The organism is Novosphingobium sp. Gsoil 351, from assembly GCF_009707465.1.
Classification (GTDB): Bacteria; Pseudomonadota; Alphaproteobacteria; order Sphingomonadales; family Sphingomonadaceae; genus Novosphingobium.
On record NZ_CP046120.1, the window covers coordinates 281,389 to 302,163 of the forward strand.

Sequence of the window (20,775 nt, forward strand, 5' to 3'; positions counted from 1 at the left end):
TCGTCAGTGGAAATCGCGCGAGGGCGGGAGCATTTTGGGGATCACCCTTACGTCGCGCGGGTGGCCGTGCTGGAACCCGCAGTCGCGATTGCCGGGTGCGGGCGGGGTCCACCGTTCGCCGGGGAGATTGGGCGTCGGCGCGAACTTCGATGGCAGCGGGTTGTTGCAGTGGTCGGCGCGGGCGATGGTGGTTGTCAACAAGTCGTCGGACAGCGCCAGGAGCGAGGATGTCGCATCGACCAGGTGTGCGGCGATCACGTGGATCACCTCGTCGTCGTACTCGACCCGCCCGCGCACCTCCATCAGCCGCGATCCCATGATTACCTTGCGATATTTTTCCATCGCGTCGGGCCAGATCACCAGGTTGACGATGCCCGTCTCGTCCTCGAGCGTGATGAAGCAGACCCCCTTGGCGCTGCCCGGGCGCTGGCGGATCAGCACCACACCGGCGACCTGGACGGCCGAGCGGAACTTGCGGGTGCGAAGTTCGGCTGCCGGCACGAAGTCGCGTTCGGCCAGGGAGGCGCGGAGGAAGCTGAGCGGGTGGGCCTTCAGGCTCAGCCGATGGGTCTGGTAATCGGCGACGACTTCTTCCGACAATGGCATCGCCGGCAGGTTGGTGATCACTCGCTCCGCCCCTTCCTCACGCTCGCGAGCCGCCGCGAATAGCGGCAGTTCGGGCGCGGAAACCAGCGTTCTCGCGTCCCACAGCGCCTGACGCCGGCGAAGCTGGAGCGACGAAAAGCAGTCCGCCGCAGCGAGCCGTTCGATCTGCGCAGCCGGCAGCCCGGCCCGATCGCACAGCGCGATCACGTCGGCGAACGGCCCGTTCATGTCTCTCACTTGCACGAGTGTGGCAGCAAGACTTTCAGGGAATCCGTCCACTTGCCGCAGGCCGAGGCGCAAGGCCCAGCCCTTGTCCCATCGCCACCGGTCGCGCCCGGGGTGAAAACGCGGCCGCGACAGCGCAACCTCCTCGACGGGCTCCAGCGTGCAGTCCCATGTCGAATGATTGACGTCCACCGGCAGGACCACCACGCCATGCTCCTCGGCATCGCGGACGATCTGCGCCGGGGCGTAGAACCCCATCGGCTGCGAATTGAGCAGCGCGGCGGCGAACGCGGCCGGGTAATGGCACTTGAGCCAGCTGGAGACGTAGACCAGCAGGGCGAAGCTGGCGGCGTGGCTTTCCGGGAAGCCGTATTCGCCGAAACCCTTGATCTGGTTGAAGCAGCGCTCGGCGAATTCAGGATCGTAGCCGCGGGCGATCATGCGGCTGACCATTTTTTCCTGGTGCAGGTCCATCATCCCGCGTGAGCGGAAGGTGGCCATCGCCTTGCGCAACTGGTTCGCCTCTTCCGGCGAGAACTTGGCGGCATCGATGGCGATCTTCATCGCCTGTTCCTGGAAGATCGGGACCCCGTAAGTACGCCTGAGGATCGAGGAGAGTTCATCCGACCGACCGTGCTCGGGCGCGGGGCTGGGAAGATGGAACTCAGTTCCGGGGTTCTCCCGCATCCTTCTGCGATGCTTGAGGTAGGGATGGACCATATCCCCTTGGATCGGGCCGGGGCGGACGATCGCCACTTGCACCACCAGATCGTAGAAAATGCGCGGCCTTAGCCGAGGCAGCATGTTCATCTGCGCCCGGCTTTCCACCTGGAACACGCCGACCGAATCCCCCTCGCACAGCATGTCGTAGACTTCGGGTCGCTCCGCCGGGACGGTGGCGAGATCGTAAGCCTCGCCATGATGGTCTTCGATCAGCTTGAACGACTTGCGGATGCAGGTCAGCATACCCAGCGCCAGGACATCGACCTTGAGGATACCGAGGTCGTCGATGTCGTCCTTGTCCCACTCGATGAAGCTGCGATCCGCCATCGCGCCGTTGCCGATCGGCACGGTCTCGAGCAGTGGTTTGTCGGTCAGGATGAAGCCGCCGACATGCTGGCTGAGGTGCCTGGGCATGTCGATCATCTGGCGGGTCAGGGCCAGCACGCGCTTGAGATAGGGATCGGTAAGGTCGAGCCCGGTTTCCTTGCGGACATGTTCGGGATCGATCTCGCGGCCGTGGCCGCCCCAGACGGTGCGGGCCAGCGCCGAGGTCACGTCCTCGGTCAGCCCCATCGCCTTGCCGACTTCGCGGATCGCCATGCGCGGGCGATAGTGGATCACAGTGGCGCACAGCCCGGCCTTGTCGCGCCCGTATCGCTCGTAGATGTGCTGAATCACCTCCTCGCGCCGCTCGTGCTCGAAGTCGACGTCGATGTCGGGCGGTTCGCTGCCGCGCTCGGTGGAAATGAAGCGGTCGAACAGCAGTTCGTTGTGGGCTGGGTCGACCGAGGTGATGCCAAGGCAGAAGCACACCGCCGAATTGGCCGCCGAGCCGCGCCCCTGACACAGGATCGGCGGCTCGCGGCTGCGCGCGTATTCGACGATGTCCTGGATGGTGAGGAAGTAGCGCGCCAGATCGAGGCGCTGGATTATGTCGAGCTCATACTGCAGCGCTTGCGTGACCTTGGACGGTGGCCCATCGGGATAGCGCCATTTCACCCCTTCCCCCACCCGATGCTCAAGCCATTGCTGCGCGGTCATGCCGTCGGGATAGGTCTCTTGCGGATACTCATATTTCAGCTCGCTCAGCTTGAAGTCGCAGGCGTCGGCCACCGCACGCGCAGCCGCTATGGCGTGGGGCCAGCGGGTGAACAGCGCGACCATCTTCTTGGGTGATCGCAGGTGCCGCTCGGCATTGGGGTTAAGCTTTAGCCCCGCCGCGGCGATCGTGGTCTTGAGCCGGATCGCGGTCATCACGTCCTGAAGCGGACGACAGTCGGGCGCGGCGTAGTGGACGTCGTTCGTAGCCAGCAGCCCCAGCCCGTTCTCGCTGGCCAGGGCATCAAGCCGGTCGATCCGGGCGATGTCGTCACCGCTATAGAGATAGCTGGCGGCCAGGTGGCGGAGCGTGGGAAGCTGGGACGTGAGGTGGGGCAAGACATCGCCGAAGGCGAATTTTTCCTCACACGAAGACACGAAGGTGTCAGCACCGTCACTCGCCGCCTCGCTTCGTGTCTTCGTGTCTTCGTGTGAACCAGGTGATGGAAAACAAATGACGTTGCTCGGAACCGTGACCGTGATGGTGAATTCACGGTCCAAGTCTTGCGGCGGAAGCAGGATGAGTTGCACCCCCTGGGCATGATCTGCCAGCATCGCCAGCGAGATGTCGCACGCGCCCTTGGCCTGCCATTCGCCGTCGAGCGTTCCCATCCGCCCTGCGGAAATCAGGCGGCACAGGCGGCCGTAGGCGTCGCGGTCAGTCGGATAGGCGAGGAAGGTCAGGCCCTCGACGGTCTCGATCCGGCAGCCGATCACCGGCCGCAGCTTGACCTTCTTCGCTTCGGTATGGACGCGCACCACCCCGGCCATCGAATTGGCGTCGGCGATGCCGATCGCGTCGTAGCCAAGCGTCCGAGCGGCCAGCACAAGGTCGGGCGGCTGCGAGGCGCCGCGCAGGAACGAAAAGCAGCTGAGCAGCCCAAGCTCGACGAAGGGCGCGCGCTCGGGTTCGGTTACCGTGTCCGGATCGAGCTCGATCGTCCGCCGGGGAATGAGCAGATCGTTTTCGGGCATGACGGCCCCGACAGGCCGTCACCCCGGCGAAGGCCGGGGCCCAGCCAACCTGACCGCGTGCGGCGAGCTTGGATGGATCCCGGCCTTCGCCGGGGTGACGGGAAAAGGGGCAAACTTCATGGCTAGGCGAATTCCGCCAGGCGCGCCGCAACCGCACGTAAATCTTCGGCAAAGCGTTGTTCCTCGCTGGCGCGGGCATCGTCCTGCAGGCGGAGCAGGTATGAGGGGTGGGTGGTGATCCACAGCTCGGTGCCGTCCTCCAGCTTGTGCGGGCGGCTGCGTTCCTTCTGAACGCTGACGGTCTTGCCCAGCATCCCCCGCGCCGCGCTGGCGCCGAGCGCGAGGACCAGCCGCGGTTTGACGATTGCGCGCTCGGCATCGACCCACCAGCGGCAGATGTCGATCTCCTTGGCGGTGGGCGACTGGTGAAGGCGGCGCTTGCCGCCCCCTCTCATGACTTTGGACACGAACTTGAAGTGCTTGACCACGTTGGTCACGTAAGCGGTCTTGTCGTCGATCCCGGCGTCCTCCAGATGCGCGCGCAGAAGCCGCCCGGCGGGGCCGACGAACGGCCGCCCCTGCTGTTCCTCGACATCGCCGGGCTGTTCGCCGACGATCATCAGCGCAGCCTCGCGCGGCCCCTCGCCCATCACCGCATCGGTGCCGTTGCAGCCGATCTCGCAGCGGCGACAGACCCGGATCGCCTCGCCGATCGCCGCCAGGCTCGTCGGCCGTTCCTCGCCCAAGAACAGATCGCTTCCCGCATCCACCATCGTCGCCTCGCGCGCCTGCGCCCCGGCGATCAACTGTGGGATCAGCGCCGCCTCGGGCATGTTCTTCCAGTACTTGCGGGGCATCTCCTTGAGCATCGCCCCCACCTTCAAACGCGCGGGATTGAAGATCGACGCATAATAGGTGCGCCATAGATCCTCCGCCGCGTCGCTCGCAGGGGCGTCGCCGCGCTGGGCGGGCGGGCCTTCGGACAGGATTTGCCCATTCCAGTGGAGCGAGCCCGCCGGGGTCAGGATCGACCACGCCATGTTGGTGAAACGGTTGACGAAGAACCGCGCATTGGCGCGCAGGATGTGATGCTCGGGTTCGAACCAGGCGACGTAGTGCTCGCCCCCATCGGGCTCATCGACCACCCGGAAGCGCACGAACGCGCGCATCTTGTGAATGTCGCGGCGCACGGTGCGGGCGAGTTCGTCGATCCGGCGCACGTCGCGGTCGGCGGCGTCTTCCATCAGCTTCGGCTTGCGCTGGAGCCGCCACAGCAGGCGATAGAGCAGCGCGAACCGCTCGGGGTCGGAATGCAGGATCGCGCTTTGGGCAAGTTGAACAAACGCACGCGCGGCACGGGGTTGGGGCGCATCGGCGAGTGGGCCAGGCACTTGCCGGTCGGAGCGCGCGAACAGGCTGCCCGAGGTCCCGCCCGGCTCGCTCCAGGCGATGCGATCGGGCGGGACATCGGCCTGGATCAGGCATCGCGCATGATCGCGCCACTCGGCGAAGTCGTCGGATGCGGTCAGCGTAACCCCAAGCGCGTCGGGTGCGTGCATGCCGCAAAGCAGCGCGGTCATACGAAGCGGCCTTTGCCCCAGCCTCGCTCATGTCGAGCGAAGTCGAGACATCTGGCGCAACAGTTCGTCCGCTGCGCGCGATGCCTCGACTTCGCTCGGGATGAGCTGGGGGTGTGCGAGCGCGTATTCATGCCGCGAACAGTTCGAGTTGGGATTGCTTGCGCGGCGCGACCAGCGCGCGCAAATCGGCGCGGTCGGTGAGCGAAACCGGGCGCCAATCCGCGGCAATGAGAAACGGCCGCAGCTTTGCGATCGAGACGGTCAGGCGGGCGACATCTTCAAGCCGCAAGGTGCGATGCCGCCGCGAAGCGAGGATCGCGCCGACCGCCCTCACCCCCAGCCCCGGCACCCGCAGCAGCGCCTCGCGCGGGGCACGGTTGACGTCGACCGGAAACCGCTCGCGGAATTTCAGCGCCCACGCCAACTTGGGATCGATGTCGAGCGGCAGCATCCCGTCGGCGTCCGCAGCCTGCTGGACCTCCCCTGGGGCATAGCCGTAGAACCGCATCAGCCAGTCCGACTGGTAGAGCCGGTGCTCGCGGATCAGCGGGGGGCGCTTGAGCGGCAGCACCGCGCTGGCATCGGGGATCGGGCTGAACGCCGAATAATAGACCCGGCGCAATGCGAAATCGCCGTAGAGCGTGCTCGCCTTGCCGACGATGTCCGCATCCGTGGCGGCATCCGCGCCGACGATCATCTGGGTCGATTGCCCCGCGGGGGCGAAGCGCGGCGCCGACTTGAACCGCTTGCGCGCATCCTTGGCCTCGACGATCTCACCCTTGAGCCCCGCCATCGCGCCTTCGATCTGGCGCGCCGACTTGTCGGGGGCGAGCCGGGTCAGCCCGGCGTCGGTCGGCAGTTCGACGTTGATGGAGACGCGGTCGGCATAAAGGCCCGCCTGGGCGAGCAATCCGGGATCGGCCTCGGGGATCGTCTTGAGGTGGATATAGCCGCGAAAGTCGTGCTCCTCGCGCAGGATCCGCGCGACCTCGACCAGTTGCTCCATCGTGTGGTTCGACGACTTCACGATCCCCGAGGAAAGGAACAGCCCTTCGATGTAATTTCGCCGATAGAAGCTGAGCGTCAGGTCGACCACTTCCTGCGGGGTGAACCGCGCCCGCCGCACGTTCGAGCTCTTGCGGTTGATGCAATAGTGGCAGTCGAAGATGCAGTGGTTGGTCAGCAGGATCTTGAGCAGCGAAATGCAGCGGCCATCGGGGGCATAGGCGTGGCAGATGCCCATCCCCTCGGTCGAGCCGATACCCTTCCCGCCCTTGCTGGTCCGCTTGGCCGTGCCTGACGAGGCGCACGAAGCGTCGTACTTGGCCGCGTCGGCAAGGATTCCGAGACGTTCGAGGAGCGAGGGTTGAGCCATATGTTCCTTATATGTTCTTAACGTGCGAAGTCCAACATCGTTTCGCCTCCCCCTCGCGAAACTTGACCGCAAACCTTTGGCTTCAAACGGAACGGCCCCGCCTCGGCGGAGTTTGGGGTGCGGACGGGAAGCCACAGGAATTCTTTCATGCACATCATCGAAGCCCGCGACGGCACGCACCTCTGGTCGAAATGTTGGGGCGAAGGGCGCCCGGTCGTGCTGATCCACGGCTGGCCGCTTTCGGCCGACAGCTGGGATCCGATCACCAACGCGCTGGCCGACGCCGGCTACAAGGCGATTGCCTATGACCGGCGTGGCTTCGGTCGCTCGATGCAACCCTCGGGCGGATATGACTACGATACGTTCGCCGACGATCTGGCGGCGGTGCTGGCGCATTACGATGCGACCGACGATGTCGCGCTGGTAGGCTTCTCGATGGGCGGCGGTGAGATCGCGCGCTATCTTTCGCGGCACCAGGGCAAAGGTGTCAGCAGGGTCGCGCTGATCAGTTCGGTGGTGCCCTACATGCTCCGGACCGACGACAATCCCGATGGCGTCCCGCAATCGACCTTCGATCAGATGACCGACGCCATGTTGAAGGACCGGGCGGCGTTTTTCACCGATTTCTTCGACGACTTCTTCGGGGTCGGCTGGGTTTCCAGCCCGGTCAGCGAAGAGATGCTGGACGTAGCGTGGTTCACCGCGATGCAGGCGGGCTTGCGGCCCACGCTTGCTGCGGCGAAAGCCTTCGCCACCACCGATTTCCGCCCCGATCTCGCGTCGTTCAAGGTTCCGACCCTGATCATCCACGGGACCGCCGACAAGACCGTCCCGATCGAGGCCACCGCGCGCGCGGTGGCCAGAGCGGTGCCGCATGCGCAACTGATCGAATACGAGGGCGAGGCGCATGGGGTGTTCGCCACGCAGACCGATCGGTTGACCGACGATCTCCTGGCGTTCCTCGACAACGATGGCGAGCGCAGCGCGTTCGCGGGGCTGGAGGGTGAAACGCCCGAAGCTCGTCAGGACATCATCGACGAAGTCTCGCGACAGAGCCTGGTGACGCCGCTGGTGTGAAACCGCGCTCTGTCCGCTTCAGGGGACAGATGCACATGCTTGAGAGCGCAGCGAACTAGCCGAAGTTGAGAGGGGGATGTCGCGCACAACCCCCTCTCCCAACCCTCTTTCCTGAGAGGGAGAGGGCTTCAGGCACACAATCCGTGCAGGAACCACTGCGGGGCGCCGCCGCGTCCGTCGCCGGCCAGACCCTCGCGGTAGACCCAGTAGCGCCGGCCTTCGCCGTCCTCGATCCGGTAGTAATCGCGCAGCCGCGCCCCCGATTTCTCACGCCACCATTCCGGCGCGATCCGCTCGGGCCCTTCGGCACGCTCGATCTCGTGCACCGCGCCGCGCCAGCGGAAGCGGCGGGGCAGGCCGTCGGGAGTGGCATAGAGTACCGCGATCGGCTCGGCCCGGTCGAGCAGCTTGAGCGGGCGGTTGTGGAACGCCAGTTCGCCCTGCGAGGGTAGCGGCTGTTCCAGCGGCGGACGCCAGCGCTGGGCGCGTTCGGGGATGTGGCTGGGATAGGCGACCGGGCGGCGCACCGCATCCTCGCCCAGACGCACCGCGATCCGATCAATGCAAACCGCCAGGCTGGTGCGGTGATCCTGCGCGGCGGCTTCGAAATCCTGCTGCAACAGCGCCAGCGGCTGCGTCCACGGCGCGCGCAGGCGGACCAGTTCGATCCCGAACCCGGCATCGATGTCGTCGAGCCGCGCGGCGAGCAGGCGGCAGATGTGCGCGGGATCGCGGCTGGCGGCAGCCATCTCGAGGCGACGGATCACGACGTCGCCATCGACCTTCCACAGCCCCAGTTCGAGCCGCCGCGCACCCTGCGCCAACCCTTCGAGCACCCGCGCGAGGTCTTCGGCAAGATCGCCAACCACCTGGTCTAGCAGCTCGCGATGGCGGATCGGTTCGAGCAGGCGGCGCTGGACGAGCGGGGGGTGGTGCTCGATCACCGGCAGTAGCGGTTCGGGCAGCAGCCCCAGCAACTGGTCGAGCCGGATCAGCGGATTGGCCGCCGCCGACCGCCGGTTGCGAAAGCGCCGGGCGAGCGCGGGGCGAGCAATTCCCGACAAGTCGCCCAGCCGCTTCAGCCCTAGCCGGCGCAGAAGAAGCAGAACGTCGTCGTCGAGCCGCAGCGCCGCGACGGGCAGGCCGCCCAGGCATCGCGCCGCGTCGTCTTGCGGCCCCAGGATCGCCTGCGCCGGACCGTGGTGCGCCAACGCCCAGGCCGCTCCCGCGGTCGGCGCGATGGCGATCCGCGCGGTCAGGCCCCGCCGCGCCAGCGCCCGCGCCGCGTCGTTGAGCAGCGCCTCCTCGCCCCCGAACAGGTGCGCGGCGCCGGTAACGTCGACCACCAGCCCGTCGGGCGGATCGAGCGCGCTGTGCGGTCCCCAGCGCTGCGCCCACACCGCCAGGTTTTCGAGGAAGGCGAGATCGCCTGCCGGATCGGACGGCCGCACGCCGATTTGGGAACACACGGCGCGGGCATCGGCGAGACGCATGCCGGGCTGCGCGCCCGCCTCAAGCCCGGCGCGATTGACGGCCTCGATCCGCGGCCCGTGCGCGGTATCGGCGACGAGCGCGAGCGGCTGGGCGTCGGCGCCCTGCCCTTCCGCGCAGCCCTCAGCGAGCCGCCAGCGATCGATCGCCAGCCGCGCACACCAGATCGCCAGGATGCGGCGCGGCGGTGAGTTCGGCGGCAAGACATGCGTCATCGCGCACAATCCAATTTCCGGGTTGATGGGTGTGCGCGCGGAAGAGTTCCGCGCTCCACGACGGAGCGCCCGGCGCCGCGGAATTCCAGCGCGGCGGCAGCGACGGCGCCGAACGCACCTCCCACCGCATCCGCGCCGAGCCTAGGTCACGCGCGGCGCCAAGGCGGATCAGCCACAGCGGAACGCCGTGCCTTTCCGCCGCCAGGCTCAGCCGGCGCGAAGCGGTAAGCCCCAGCGCGCGGGGATTGCCCGCGATTTCCCCCACCACGAACGCCAGATCGCGGCAGCGCAGCCCTTCCTCCAGTGCGAACAGCGCATCCTCGGGCTTGTTGGCGGAAACGTGGATCAGGCGGTGGCGCAAATCCGATGGGAGGCCCGGGCGATAGGGCCGCCCACCCAGCCGCCGCGCCGTCTTGTCCTGAACCCACAACCAGGAACGTTGCTCGCGCTCCCGGCTGGCTTGGTCGCGCGCCATGGCCAGCACGACCCCCGCCCCGCTCGCATCCTCGGCGGAAGCGAAAATCTCGCTGTGACGGACACCCGCATCCAGCCCCGGACGCCATTGCGCGGGACGCACCGGATCGTCCGGCAGCGAGAGACTGGTCACGAAGGTCACGGCGAATCGACTCCTGTGTTCTATTTATGTTCCGATTCGACTTGCTTGACAAACGGCTTTCCCGCCGAAGCGACGCTGAACGGCCTGAAGCTCGAAAACTGGCTCGACTGCGCCGGAGCCAACCTTTCGCCCTGCCGTTCGAAACGGGAAGCGAAAGGACAACCCCATGAAATATTCCGCAGGCAACGCCGAAGAGCTCAAGGACAAGTTCTGGCACGAACTGGCCGGTTCATCCTACGTCATGCTCCAGCTCGACGGCGATCCCGCTGGCGCCGCGCCGATGACCGCGAGCCTCGACAAGCATGCCGACAGCGAAATCTGGTTCTTCACCGCCCGCGACAGCCGCTGGGCGCGGCAGGGTGCGGCGACAGCTTGCTACACCAGCAAGGGCCACGACCTCTTCGCGCGCTTCACCGGGACGCTGACCGAGGAAACCGACAAGGCCAGGCTCGACAAGCAGTGGTCGAACTTCGTCGAGGCATGGTTCCCCGGCGGCAAGACCGACCCCAACCTGCTGTTCCTGCGAATGGACCTGGGCGATGCCGAAATCTGGTCGGGAGAACTGGGCGCGCTGGCCACCGCAAAGATGGCGTTGGGCCTTAACGTTCGCGACGAAGTTGCGGGCAAGCACGTCGAGACCGCGCTCTAACCTGAGCGCTTTCCCCTTGGCAACGCGATGGGCCGCCCTTGCGAAAGGAGCGGCCCGTTTGCTTGGCTCCGGTCAGGGCCGTCCGCGATCCGCCACACCCGGGATGTCGGGCTCGATCTCACCGATCTCGGTCTCGTGCACCTCGACGAGCCCGCGGCCCAGGTGGCTGTGGCTGCGGCTGTAGAGGAAGTAGATCACCAGCCCCAGCACCCCCCACTCCGGCAGGAACAGCATCGCCTGCTTGGGCAAGTTGAAGAACAGGAACAGGCAGCCCGCGATCGTCAGCGGTGCGATCAGCCACGCCGCCGGCACCCGGAAATGCCGCGGGCGTGCAGCATCGGTCTTGCGCAGCAGGAGCAGGGCAATGGCCACGAAGCTGAAGGCATAAAGGGTCCCGGCGTTGGAAATGTCCGCGAGCCCGCCAACCGGGAAAAACGCCGCCCCCAATGCCACGATCCCGCCGGTGATCATGGTGACGATGTACGGCGTCTTGAACCGCGGGTGGACGGCGCTCAACTTGTCCGGGAGCAGGCCGTCGCGGCTCATCACGAAGAAGATGCGGGTCTGGCCGTAGAGCAGCACCAGGATCACCGAGGGCAGCGCAAGGAATGCGGCGACGCCCAACATGTTGCCCACCGCCGAGAACCCGATCGTGCGCAGCACGTGCGCCAGCGCTTCCTTCGAGCAGACCAACGCCTCCGCATACTGGGGCATTGCGCATTGCCGGGCGAGTTCCGCCGAGCCGGGCTCGAACGGCACGCCGCCCGCTCCCATCAGCGGCTGCCCGCCAAGCGTGCCGACAGCACCGGCGGCGACGAGGATGTAGAAGATCGTGCAGATCAGCAGCGATCCGATCAGGCCGATCGGCACGTTGCGCTGCGGGTTGACCGTTTCCTCGGCGGCAGTCGAAACCGAATCGAACCCGACATAGGCGAAGAACATCGTCGCCGCCGCGCCGACCGCTCCCAGCCCCGTACCGAAGCCGCCAAAAGGCCTGCCGGCAGGAACGGGTTGAACTTGTCGGTCGAAAATTCCGGACTGGTATAAGTCAGCGCGATGAACGCGGTCAGCGCGACCAACTTGATCACCACCAGAACGGCGTTGACCCTCGCGCTTTCACTGGTGCCGACGACAAGCAGCGTGGTGACCAGCAGCGCGATGAGCATCGCCGGCAGGTTGATGAAGCCGCCTTCCGCCCCGCCCAATGCCAGCGGGCCCGCGGAGAGAAATGCCGGAAGATGGATTCCCAGGAACTGGTTGAGGATCGTTCCCGTAAAGTAGCCCGACCACCCGACCGACACCGCCGCGGCGGCGATCGCGTATTCCATGATCAGCGCCCAGCCGACGGTCCACGCCAGAAGCTCGCCCATCGAGGCGTAGGTATAAGTGTAGGCGCTCCCGGCCACCGGGATCATCGAGGCGATCTCTGCATAGCACAGCGCGGCGACGATGCAGACCAGCCCGGCGATGACGAACGCGAGCATCAGGCCGGGCCCCGCCTTCTGCGCGCCCGATGCGGTCAGCACGAAGATACCCGTGCCGATCACGCTGCCGATGCCCAAGAGGGTGAGTTGGACCGCGCCGAGCGATCGATGCAGCGATTTCCTTTCCGCCGTGGCCAGGATAGCGTCCAAAGGTTTTACGCGACCGAACATCAAAGTCCCCTAAGTCCAGCGGCTTCTGATGGCCGCGCAGAAGGTGTGATTGCGCGCGAAGCTAACGGCAAGCCCCTGTAGCGCAAGCCCGTTTTCCGCAGGTTTGCACCGGGCCGTCGAGCGCCTTAGAAGCTTGGCCCATGTCCACGACCTTCCAGCTCGACACCGCGACCAGCCGCGCCAACCCCACGCCGCAGCCGATGAAGCGGTTGACGGTCCCCGCGATCAAACGTCGTAAGTTTGAAGGCAAGACCGAACAGCCGCTGGTCATGCTCACAGCCTATACCGCGCGCCAGGCCCAGCTCCTCGATACGCACTGCGACCTGCTGCTGGTGGGGGATTCGCTCGGCCAGGTGATCTATGGCCTGCCGTCGTCGTTGCAGGTCACCCTCGACATGATGTGCGCGCATGGCGCGGCGGTGGTGCGTGGCAGCTATCACAGCGTCGTCGTCGTCGACATGCCGTTCGGCGCCTACGAGGCGTCGCCCCAGCAGGCATTTGCCGCGGCGAGCCGGATCATGAGCGAAACCGGTTGCGCCGCGGTGAAGCTGGAGGGCGGCGTCGCCATGGCCGAAACCATCGCGTTTCTAGTGGCGCGAGGCATTCCGGTGATGGCTCACGTCGGGCTTACCCCGCAGGCAGTCAACGTGCTGGGTGGCTACAACGCCCGCGGCCGCAGTCAGCAAGAGCACGAAAAGATCATCGCGGATGGCCAGGCAGTCGAGGCTGCCGGGGCATTTGCCGTGGTGATCGAAGGGGTCATCGAACCGATCGCGATCGCGCTTACGCAATCGCTCGAGATCCCGACCATCGGCATCGGTGCTTCGGCTCAGTGCGACGGACAGGTGCTTGTTACCGAAGATATGCTCGGCATGTTCGATCGCGTCCCGCGGTTTGTGAAGCGATATGAGGAAATCGCGCAGGTGATCGGCAAGGCCGCGGAAGCTTATGCCGAAGAGGTGCGCGCGCGGACGTTCCCCGGCATCGAGCAGACCTATCAGCCCAAGTAGGCCAGCCCAAACCTAAGTAGGAGAATGCGCCTTCAAGCGGCTCGCCAGCGGTGCCGCGATGATCAGCTGCGCCAGGTGATAGGCCAGTGTGGGCAACAGGATCACCCCGGCGGCGGCTGGAGGAAACAGCACAGTGGCGAGTGGCGCGCCCATTGCGATGCTCTTTTGCGCGCCAGCAAAGGTCATGGCGATGCGATCGCCGCGCTCCAGTCCGACGGCGCGCCCGCATAGCCAGGACGCGCCATAGCCAAACAGCAGCAAAGCCGCACAACCGGCGGCGATGCCCGCCCAGCCCGCGGGATCGATCCGGCCCCAGATGCCCTGCCGCACCGCATTCGAAAATGCGACGTAGACGGCGATGGCGATCGAGCTGCGGTCCATCCAGGTGACCAGTTGGCGATGTCCGGATACCCAGCCGCCCAGCGTGCCCTGAAGCGCCTGACCCAGCGCGAACGGCAGCAGCAGGATTGCGATCACCTTGAACAGGCCACCGCCGTCGAATGCCGCCGCATGGCCTCCCGCGAGGAGCGAGAACAGCGGAGCGGTCAGGAACACGCCGAGCAGGTTGAGCAGCGCCGCCGCGACCACCGAACTCGCCACATTGCCCCCGGCCAGCGAGGTGTAGGCGGTTGCCGACTGGACGGTCGAGGGCAGCGTGCCGAGGAACAGGAACCCCAGCGCCAGCAGCGGCGGCAAGACCTGTCCCGTCCCTTGCCACAACAGCCACCCCGCCGCGGGCATTGCCGCGTAGACGAACAGCACCAGCGGCAGCAACAGCCGCCACTTGCCGATTCCGGCGATCACCTCGCGACGTGGCAGGCGCAGGCCGTTGAGCAGGAACAGCAGGAACACCGCGGCGTTCGATACGAACTGCGCAATGCCAGCCCAGCGTCCGCCGACCGGCAGCACCGTCGCGAGAAATATCGCCAGCAGCAGAAGCCGCACCATCGGATCGATGCGGGGCATGGGCTTTGATCAGCGTCCGGAAAGGCAGACCGGTGGCGCGGGAGTCTCCGAGAAGCGCGGAGCGGGCGCGGGTTGCATGATCCCGCCTTCGCGCACGAAGGTCTTGCGCGCGACGTTGTGCGGGTGCTTGGGCGCTTCGGAAAGGCTCAGGACTGGCGCAAAGCAGATGTCGCTGCCGTCCATGATAGCGCACCATTCCTCCCGGGTCTTGGTCAGGAACAGCTCGGTCAGCTTGTCCTTGAGCGCGGGCCAGCCCGACTGGTCCATCTGCGCATCGAACGCCGGATCGTCGGCCAGCCCCGCGGCCGCGCGCAACAGCGCGTAGAACTGCGGCTCGATCGAGCCGATCGAGATCCATTTCCCATCCGAGGTCGCGTAGGTGTCGTAGAAGTGCGCTCCGGAATCGAGCAGGTTCACCCCGCGCTCGTCGCGCCACATTCCGTTGGCGAAGAAGGTGTAGGTCATCGCCGAGAGGATCGCCGCGCCATCTACCATCGCGCAGTCGATCACCTGACCCCGGCCGGTGCTTTTCGCGGAAAGGATGGCGGCGAGTACGCCGAACGCCATCAGCATCCCGCCGCCGCCGAAGTCGCCGACCGCGTTGACCGGGAAGCTCGGCTTCTCACCCTTGCGGCCATAGGTGTGGAGCGCGCCCGATAGCGCGATGTAGTTGATGTCGTGCCCGGCGAGCGGCGCCATCGGGCCGTCCTGGCCCCACCCGGTCATCCGCCCGAACACCAGGCGAGGGTTGTCGGCGAGGAGGACATCGGGCCCCAGCCCGAGGCGTTCCATCACTCCGGGACGAAAGCCCTCGACCACCGCATCGGCGGTCTTCACGAGCTCGCGAATCTGCGCAATCGCCGCTGGATCCTTCATATCGAGCTCAATCCGCTGGCGCGAACGGTTCAGGATATCGCGGTTGCCACCGTCGCCGTAACGCCCGACCACCCCCGGTCGCTCGATCCGGATGACCTTGGCGCCATGATCGGCGAGCATCATGCAGGCGAACGGACCGGGGCCGATCCCGGCGAATTCAATCACCGTAATTCCGTCCAACGCACCCGCCATCTCAGCCTACCCCTTGCAGTAGCAAGCGCTCGCCTTGCCGCGCGGGCAAGCTACTGTCGAGGAGATTTACCGGAGGCTGGCGGTCGCGGCTCAGGCGTGGATCGCGTATTGCTTGAGCAGGTCGTACAGCGTCGGCCGGCTGATCCCAAGCATCCGCGCGGTGCTCGAGATATTGCCTTCGCTGCGCGCCAGGGCATGGCGGATCACCTTGCGGTCGGCATGCTCGCGCGCCGACTTGAGGTTGAGCGGGGCCTCCCCCTCGTCGCTCGGAGCCAGATCGAGATCCTCGGCGGCGATCAGCTTGGCGTCGGCCATGATCACCGCGCGCTTCACCCGGTTTTCCAGCTCGCGGACGTTGCCCGGCCAGCCCCAGCCATCGATCGCGGCAAGCGCATCGGGCGCGAAGCCCTTTACCGAGGGGTTCATCTCGCGCGCGAAGCGGGCGAGAAACGCCTTGGCGAGCAGCGCGGCGTCGCCGGGGCGTTCGGCCAGGCTGGGAATCTTGATGACGATCTCGGCCAAACGATAGAACAGGTCCTCGCGGAACCGTCCGTCGCCGATCATCGCCTCGAGATCCTGGTGGGTGGCGCAGACGATCCGCGTGTCGACCGCGATCGAGCGCCGCCCGCCGATCCGCTCGATCGTGCGTTCCTGCAGGAACCGCAACAGCTTGACCTGGAGCGGGAGCGGGATGTCGCCGACTTCGTCGAGGAACAGCGTGCCGCCGTCGGCCAGTTCGATCTTGCCCTCGGTGGTCTTGACCGCGCCGGTGAAGGCGCCCTTCTCGTGCCCGAACAGTTCGCTTTCGAGCAGGTTCTCGGGAATCGCGGCGCAGTTGATCGCTACGAAGTTGCCCTTCGAACGGTCGCTGGCGTCGTGCAGTCCCTTGGCGAGCAGTTCCTTGCCGGTCCCGCTCGCACCGAGCAGCATCACCGAGACGCTGGTGTTGGCCACCCGCTCGATCGTGCGGGCGACGCGGACCATTTCGGGCGCGGCGGTGATCAGTCCGCCAAGCACCTTGTTGCCCTCGTCGCTGCGCTCGGCCAGCGCGCGGTTCTCGCTCTCGATCTTGTGGAGATGCAGCGCGCGGCGGACGATCATGCCGAGCGATTCGATATCGACCGGCTTCTGGTAGAAATCGTAGGCGCCCTTGGCGATCGCGGTCTGCGCACTTTGGCGGGCGCCATGTCCCGATGCCACCACCACTTTGGTGTCCGGCTTGAGCGCCATGATCTCGTCCAGGATCGCGAAGCCTTCGCTCGTTCCATCGGGATCCGGCGGCAGGCCAAGGTCGAGCGTAACCACCGCGGGTTCCTCGGACCGCAGGGCGGCGATCGCACTTGCACGGTCGCCCGCGACGATCACCTCGAAGTCCTCGTAGGCCCATTTGAGCTGTGCCTGGAGCCCGGGGTCGTCCTCGACGATGAGCAGCTTGGGCAGCGGCGTGCTGGCGGAGTCAGACATAATACGACCTCATGCGATCAGTTTCTCTGCGGGGTCCGCAGCCACGCTGCTTTCCTTGAAGCGCTCGAGCAGTCCGGCAGCCTCGGCCAGCGGCAGACGGATCACGAAGCGGCTGCCTAGCCCTTCGCGAGACTCGACATCGAGCCGGCCCTGCATCGCTCTGACGAGTTCGCGCGCCTCGAACGCGCCGATCCCGAAGCCACCCGGCTTGGTCGAGACGAAGGGCTTGAACAGCCGGTTCCGGACGAAATCCGGGCTCATGCCCGTGCCCGAATCGATCACCTCGATGGCCGCGTGAAGTCCTTCGCTGCGCACCACGAGCGTGATCGGAGCATCGTTCTCGCTGGCGTCGATCGCGTTCTGGACGAGATGGACGAGCACTTGTTCCAGAGTCTCGCGATTGCCGATAGCGCGTACGCGCGATGCGGCGTCCGCAACGACGATGGGATGGGCCTGTCCTTGGCGCGCGGCCACGGCGGCAGCGATTGCGACCGGATCGATCTCTTCCATCCGCTCCAGCGGGTTGGCGCCATAGCGCGAAAGCTTCGCGATCAGGCCGTTCAGCTTTTCCGCCGCGTTGCGCACGGTGATCTGCATGTCGGCCCGGAACGCGGGATTGTCGCCGTGGCGCTCGGCATTGCGGCATAGCAGGGTCAGTTGGCTCGCCAGATTCTTCACGTCGTGCATGACGAACGCGATCCGGCGGTTGAACTCGTCGAACCGGCTGGCATCCAGCAGTGCCTCCTGCCCGGCGTGCTCGGCCAGATAGCTGGCGAGCTGACGTCCGGCGACGCGCAGCAGGTCGAAGTCTTCCCAATCGAGTTCGCGCTCGTGCGCCGGGCGGGCAAGCACGATCACGCCCACCAGACGCTCGAAGTGAAGCAACGGGACCAGCGCCCACGCGCGCGGCTCGTCGAGCAGCCACTCGGGCACGATCGCCGCTTCCCCGTGCGGCGCAATGCCGCGCCGAACCGCGTCGCAATCGACAATGAAGCCCTCGCGCTCGAAAAACTGCCGCGCTTCACCGGTCATCGCCTCGGCGGGCACGTCGAGCGTGCGCCACTGCCAGCGCGCCGCCAGCGTGAGTTCGCCGCGGTCGCCGGGCACCAAAAGCAAACCGGCGGTGCTGTCGGTAATGTCGGCGATCGCCTGGATGGTGCGCTCTTCCAGCGTCGTGCCGCTATCGCCCCGGCCAATCGTCTGGGTGAAGCGCAGCCACTCGGCGCGATAATCGTAACGGTGTTGGAACAGATGCTTGGTCACCGTGACCTTCATCCATCCGCGCACCCGCCCTGAAGGCAGCACGATCAGCGCGAGCACCGCACTGGTGAAGACAAAGCCGACTTGTGCGAGCGGCGGCGCAGTATCGCCGAGCCAGGCGAGCGACTGCGCCGCGCCGACCATCGTCACCAGGTAGCCGCCGATCACCAGCAGCGACAGCGACTGAAAGGCCATCGCCCGCGACGGCCGGAGCCGGCGTTCGGCGCTGCGCGTGCGGGCGATAACCAGCATCATCCCGACCGGCACGAGGACTAGCCCCCTGAGCACCGCCATTGCCTCGGGTTGGGCGTCGCCGAGCCATGCGATGACGTAGAAGTTGAGATCGCACAACCACACCGCGCCCAGCGCCGACGCGCTCCAGCGCAGAGCCGAGCGGCCGAGCTCGCGTTCCAGCCCGTAGACGTTGTGAACCAGGACCAGGCCGCCAGTGATGACCATCATGCGAAAGAACACCGTCATTTCGAACGCGGTGTCTTGAAGCGGATGGGCTGCGGGTGCGTTGGCCGCAACCAGGCGCACCACGGGATGAAGCAGCTCGACACAAGTCAGGACGACGAGCATCGGCCGCACCCCGGCGATGCCCGGGCTGCGTCCACCTTGCGAAATCAGACCATGCAGGAACGCGAGCCAGGCGAGGTTGCGGACCGTCTCCGCCAAGGCCGCCGCTGCGCTATCGCCCCCCATCGCCGAGGTAACGACCCCCCACAGCGCCGATGCGCCAAGCGTCGCCAGGGTCACGTCGCGCCCGGGCCGGTCGTCGTCGCGCTGATACAGCCACGCCCCCGCAACCGCGCATACGAATGCCCCGGCCAGCGACGACCAGAATTCGGCCGCGACCCAGCTCATCGTGCACCCTCGTGCCACAACACCACGCGTAGCGTCTGGAGAATGATCAGGAGGTCGAGGAAAGGCGTGTAGTTCTTGGCGTAGTAGAGATCGTATTCGAGCTTATGTCGCGAATCCTCGAGATTGGCGCCGTATGGATAATTGATCTGCGCCCACCCGGTGATTCCCGGCTTCACCATGTGGCGCTCCGCGTAATAAGTCAGCTTGTCTTCGAGACCGGCGACGAATTCGGGCCGCTCGGGACGCGGGCCGACGAAGCTCATCTCGCCTTTCAGCACGCTCCAGGCCTGGGGCAGCTCGTCGATCCGCACCCGCCGGATGAAGCGCCCAATGCGGGTCACACGTGGATCGTTGGCCTGCGCGAACTGGGCCTGGCCGTCGGCCTCCGCGTCGGTCCGCATCGAGCGCAGCTTGAGCAGATCGAAGCTTTGCCCGTAAAGCCCGATGCGGGTCTGGCGGAAGAACGCCGGGCCTTCGCTGTCGAGCTTTACCAGCGCCGCGAACAGCGCGATGACCGGCACGGTGAACAGCAGTAGCAGCAGACTGGCGGCGATGTCGAACACCCGCTTGGCCGCGCTCGACACCATTCGTCCGGACGAAAACCCGTCCGAGAAGATCAGCCAACTGGGGTTGAGGGTGTCAAGATCGACCCGTCCAGTCTCGCGCTCGAGAAACGACGAGTAATCGTTGACGTGAACCCCGGCGGTCTTGATCCGCAACAGGTCCTTGAGCGGCAGCGCGTTGCGCCGCTCCTCGAGCGCCAGGACGACCTCGCTGACTCCCAGGTTCTCGACGTGGCGGGTGAGGTCGGTGAGCACCGCGCGCGGAATCGCCTCCTCGACCACCGGACGCCGGTCGCTCATCGCGACGAAGCCGACGATCGCGAAGCCGGCCTCGGGCCGCTCGCCCAGCTTGCGCAAGCGCTCGGCCCGGTTGCCCGAGCCGAGGACCAGCACCCGGCGCCGGAACGCCGCGGCCCCCAGCAGCGAGCCGAGCAGAAGCCGGTTGGCGAACAGCAGGCAGATGGCGATGAACATCGCGTAGAACAGGTTCGATCGCCACAGCGAACGCTCCGGGACCAGGAAGTAGAATGCCGAAAGCGCGATGATCCCGAGGCTCACGGCGACCAGCAGCCGCGCGGCGGCATAGCGCATCGAACGCAGCGCGTCGGGGCCGTAGACCCCGACCGCAATCATCGCCATTTCGATCAGCGCCGCGAAACTGAAGAGCTGGACGAGGCGGCTAGAAAAGTGTCCGGGGTCGATTTCGATCTGGCGCGCACGAATGACCCAGCCAAGCTCGCCGGAAAGCATCAGCAACACCACGTCGACCATGCCGAGCAGCAGCACTGCGTGCGGGACGTAGTGTTTGAAAAGGCGGATCATCGCCGTCTCGACCTCGCTTGGCTCGCGGGCAATCCGCGGAACTTGGCCGGTCTAGGGGCGAGGGGTAAAATGTCGGTAAATTTTACACCGCGCGGGGCTGCCGCGCGGTGTAAGAAAAAGCGTCAGTCGTGGCGTCCCAAGGCCTACTTGCCGTCGTCGATCTTCTTGACCGCATCCTGGGCGGCGTCGCCCACCTTGTTGGCGGCATCGCCGACATCCTGAGCTGCGCCGGCGATTGCGTTATCCTTGTTGGCCGAAGCATTCGTGCTCTGCATCAGGAAATAACCACCGACCAGCACCGCCAGGATCAGGACGATGGCGATCAGCCATCCCGACCCGCCGCTCCCGCCGCTTTCGACCACGGTGTGCGTGGTATGGGTGTTACCCGAGGGTGTTTCGACCTCGGTAATGCGTTCTTCGGCCATGTCTTGTCCCCTTCTGCGCTCCCTCGCGAGAGCCGCTTGCGATCC

14 protein-coding genes and 1 pseudogene are annotated in these 20,775 nt (G+C 66.2%); 3 read left to right on the plus strand and 12 right to left on the minus strand.

Annotation, left to right across the window (positions count from 1 at the left end):
* Nucleotides 1-3 precede the first annotated feature (3 nt).
* The 3 genes from GKE62_RS01380 to GKE62_RS01390 form a co-directional block, all read right to left on the minus strand.
* Nucleotides 4-3,627, minus strand: coding sequence for an error-prone DNA polymerase (locus tag GKE62_RS01380; RefSeq protein WP_154690687.1), 3,624 nt, complete (start codon nucleotides 3,625-3,627; stop codon nucleotides 4-6).
* A 122-nt stretch (nucleotides 3,628-3,749) separates the two neighbouring features.
* On the minus strand, nucleotides 3,750-5,207 hold the full coding sequence (locus GKE62_RS01385; protein WP_230206846.1) for a UdgX family uracil-DNA binding protein: 1,458 nt from the start codon (nucleotides 5,205-5,207) through the stop codon (nucleotides 3,750-3,752).
* Nucleotides 5,208-5,334: 127 nt separating this feature from the next.
* Nucleotides 5,335-6,582: a putative DNA modification/repair radical SAM protein gene (locus GKE62_RS01390; RefSeq protein ID WP_154690688.1), complete on the minus strand. Its 1,248-nt coding sequence runs from the start codon at nucleotides 6,580-6,582 to the stop codon at nucleotides 5,335-5,337.
* Between the two features lie 147 nt (nucleotides 6,583-6,729).
* On the opposite strand from GKE62_RS01390, the gene GKE62_RS01395 reads away from it, so the two are divergent.
* On the plus strand, nucleotides 6,730-7,659 hold the full coding sequence (locus GKE62_RS01395) for an alpha/beta fold hydrolase (protein ID WP_154690689.1): 930 nt from the start codon (nucleotides 6,730-6,732) through the stop codon (nucleotides 7,657-7,659).
* 128 nt (nucleotides 7,660-7,787) lie between these two features.
* On the opposite strand, the gene GKE62_RS01400 is transcribed toward GKE62_RS01395, so the two are convergent.
* Both GKE62_RS01400 and GKE62_RS01405 read right to left on the minus strand, forming a co-directional pair.
* Nucleotides 7,788-9,365, minus strand: coding sequence for a DUF6504 family protein (locus GKE62_RS01400; RefSeq protein WP_154690690.1), 1,578 nt, complete (start codon nucleotides 9,363-9,365; stop codon nucleotides 7,788-7,790).
* Complete coding sequence (locus tag GKE62_RS01405) at nucleotides 9,274-9,972, minus strand: hypothetical protein (protein ID WP_154693495.1); 699 nt, start codon at nucleotides 9,970-9,972, stop codon at nucleotides 9,274-9,276. The genes GKE62_RS01400 and GKE62_RS01405 overlap by 92 nt, the downstream gene beginning before the upstream one ends.
* Before the next feature lie 175 nt (nucleotides 9,973-10,147).
* Here GKE62_RS01405 and GKE62_RS01410 point away from each other — a divergent pair, with 175 nt between their 5' ends.
* Complete coding sequence (locus GKE62_RS01410) at nucleotides 10,148-10,630, plus strand: pyridoxamine 5'-phosphate oxidase family protein (protein ID WP_154690691.1); 483 nt, start codon at nucleotides 10,148-10,150, stop codon at nucleotides 10,628-10,630.
* A 72-nt stretch (nucleotides 10,631-10,702) separates the two neighbouring features.
* Here the strand turns inward: GKE62_RS01410 and GKE62_RS01415 are convergent.
* Nucleotides 10,703-12,288: pseudogene (locus GKE62_RS01415) on the minus strand (amino acid permease).
* Nucleotides 12,289-12,425: 137 nt separating this feature from the next.
* On the opposite strand from GKE62_RS01415, the gene panB reads away from it, so the two are divergent.
* The gene (gene panB / locus GKE62_RS01420) at nucleotides 12,426-13,295 is read left to right on the plus strand and encodes a 3-methyl-2-oxobutanoate hydroxymethyltransferase (protein ID WP_154690692.1); all 870 of its coding nucleotides are present in this window, start codon (nucleotides 12,426-12,428) and stop codon (nucleotides 13,293-13,295) included.
* 12 nt (nucleotides 13,296-13,307) lie between these two features.
* On the opposite strand, the gene GKE62_RS01425 is transcribed toward panB, so the two are convergent.
* The 6 genes from GKE62_RS01425 to GKE62_RS01450 all read right to left on the minus strand — a co-directional run bounded on the left by GKE62_RS01425 (nucleotide 13,308) and on the right by GKE62_RS01450 (nucleotide 20,730).
* Nucleotides 13,308-14,261, minus strand: a complete 954-nt coding sequence (locus GKE62_RS01425; protein WP_154690693.1) for a bile acid:sodium symporter family protein — start codon at nucleotides 14,259-14,261, stop codon at nucleotides 13,308-13,310.
* A 9-nt stretch (nucleotides 14,262-14,270) separates the two neighbouring features.
* The gene (locus GKE62_RS01430; RefSeq protein ID WP_154690694.1) at nucleotides 14,271-15,329 is read right to left on the minus strand and encodes a CaiB/BaiF CoA-transferase family protein; all 1,059 of its coding nucleotides are present in this window, start codon (nucleotides 15,327-15,329) and stop codon (nucleotides 14,271-14,273) included.
* Between the two features lie 90 nt (nucleotides 15,330-15,419).
* Entirely contained in the window at nucleotides 15,420-16,793 is a 1,374-nt protein-coding gene (prsR, locus tag GKE62_RS01435) for a PEP-CTERM-box response regulator transcription factor (protein ID WP_154690695.1), read from the minus strand.
* A gap of 9 nt (nucleotides 16,794-16,802) precedes the next feature.
* Nucleotides 16,803-18,920, minus strand: a complete 2,118-nt coding sequence (prsK, locus tag GKE62_RS01440) for an XrtA/PEP-CTERM system histidine kinase PrsK (RefSeq protein WP_154690696.1) — start codon at nucleotides 18,918-18,920, stop codon at nucleotides 16,803-16,805.
* Nucleotides 18,917-20,305, minus strand: a complete 1,389-nt coding sequence (locus GKE62_RS01445) for a TIGR03013 family XrtA/PEP-CTERM system glycosyltransferase (protein WP_154690697.1) — start codon at nucleotides 20,303-20,305, stop codon at nucleotides 18,917-18,919. Before GKE62_RS01445 ends, prsK begins: the two co-directional genes overlap by 4 nt.
* Before the next feature lie 143 nt (nucleotides 20,306-20,448).
* Nucleotides 20,449-20,730, minus strand: coding sequence for a hypothetical protein (locus tag GKE62_RS01450; RefSeq protein ID WP_154690698.1), 282 nt, complete (start codon nucleotides 20,728-20,730; stop codon nucleotides 20,449-20,451).
* Nucleotides 20,731-20,775 lie beyond the last annotated feature (45 nt).

Excerpts from the sequence above, each read along its gene's own strand:
- GKE62_RS01390 (WP_154690688.1), bottom strand. The coding sequence starts at position 6,582 with ATGGCTCAACCCTCGCTCCTCGAACGTCTCGGAATCCTTGCCGACGCG.
- GKE62_RS01425 (WP_154690693.1), bottom strand. The coding sequence starts at position 14,261 with ATGCCCCGCATCGATCCGATGGTGCGGCTTCTGCTGCTGGCGATATTT.
- GKE62_RS01380 (WP_154690687.1), bottom strand. The coding sequence starts at position 3,627 with ATGCCCGAAAACGATCTGCTCATTCCCCGGCGGACGATCGAGCTCGAT.
- prsR (WP_154690695.1), bottom strand. The coding sequence starts at position 16,793 with ATGTCTGACTCCGCCAGCACGCCGCTGCCCAAGCTGCTCATCGTCGAG.
- GKE62_RS01385 (WP_230206846.1), bottom strand. The coding sequence starts at position 5,207 with ATGACCGCGCTGCTTTGCGGCATGCACGCACCCGACGCGCTTGGGGTT.
- prsK (WP_154690696.1), bottom strand. The coding sequence starts at position 18,920 with ATGAGCTGGGTCGCGGCCGAATTCTGGTCGTCGCTGGCCGGGGCATTC.
- GKE62_RS01450 (WP_154690698.1), bottom strand. The coding sequence starts at position 20,730 with ATGGCCGAAGAACGCATTACCGAGGTCGAAACACCCTCGGGTAACACC.
- GKE62_RS01445 (WP_154690697.1), bottom strand. The coding sequence starts at position 20,305 with ATGATCCGCCTTTTCAAACACTACGTCCCGCACGCAGTGCTGCTGCTC.
- GKE62_RS01430 (WP_154690694.1), bottom strand. The coding sequence starts at position 15,329 with ATGGCGGGTGCGTTGGACGGAATTACGGTGATTGAATTCGCCGGGATC.
- GKE62_RS01410 (WP_154690691.1), top strand. The coding sequence starts at position 10,148 with ATGAAATATTCCGCAGGCAACGCCGAAGAGCTCAAGGACAAGTTCTGG.
- GKE62_RS01395 (WP_154690689.1), top strand. The coding sequence starts at position 6,730 with ATGCACATCATCGAAGCCCGCGACGGCACGCACCTCTGGTCGAAATGT.
- panB (WP_154690692.1), top strand. The coding sequence starts at position 12,426 with ATGTCCACGACCTTCCAGCTCGACACCGCGACCAGCCGCGCCAACCCC.
- GKE62_RS01400 (WP_154690690.1), bottom strand. The coding sequence starts at position 9,365 with ATGACGCATGTCTTGCCGCCGAACTCACCGCCGCGCCGCATCCTGGCG.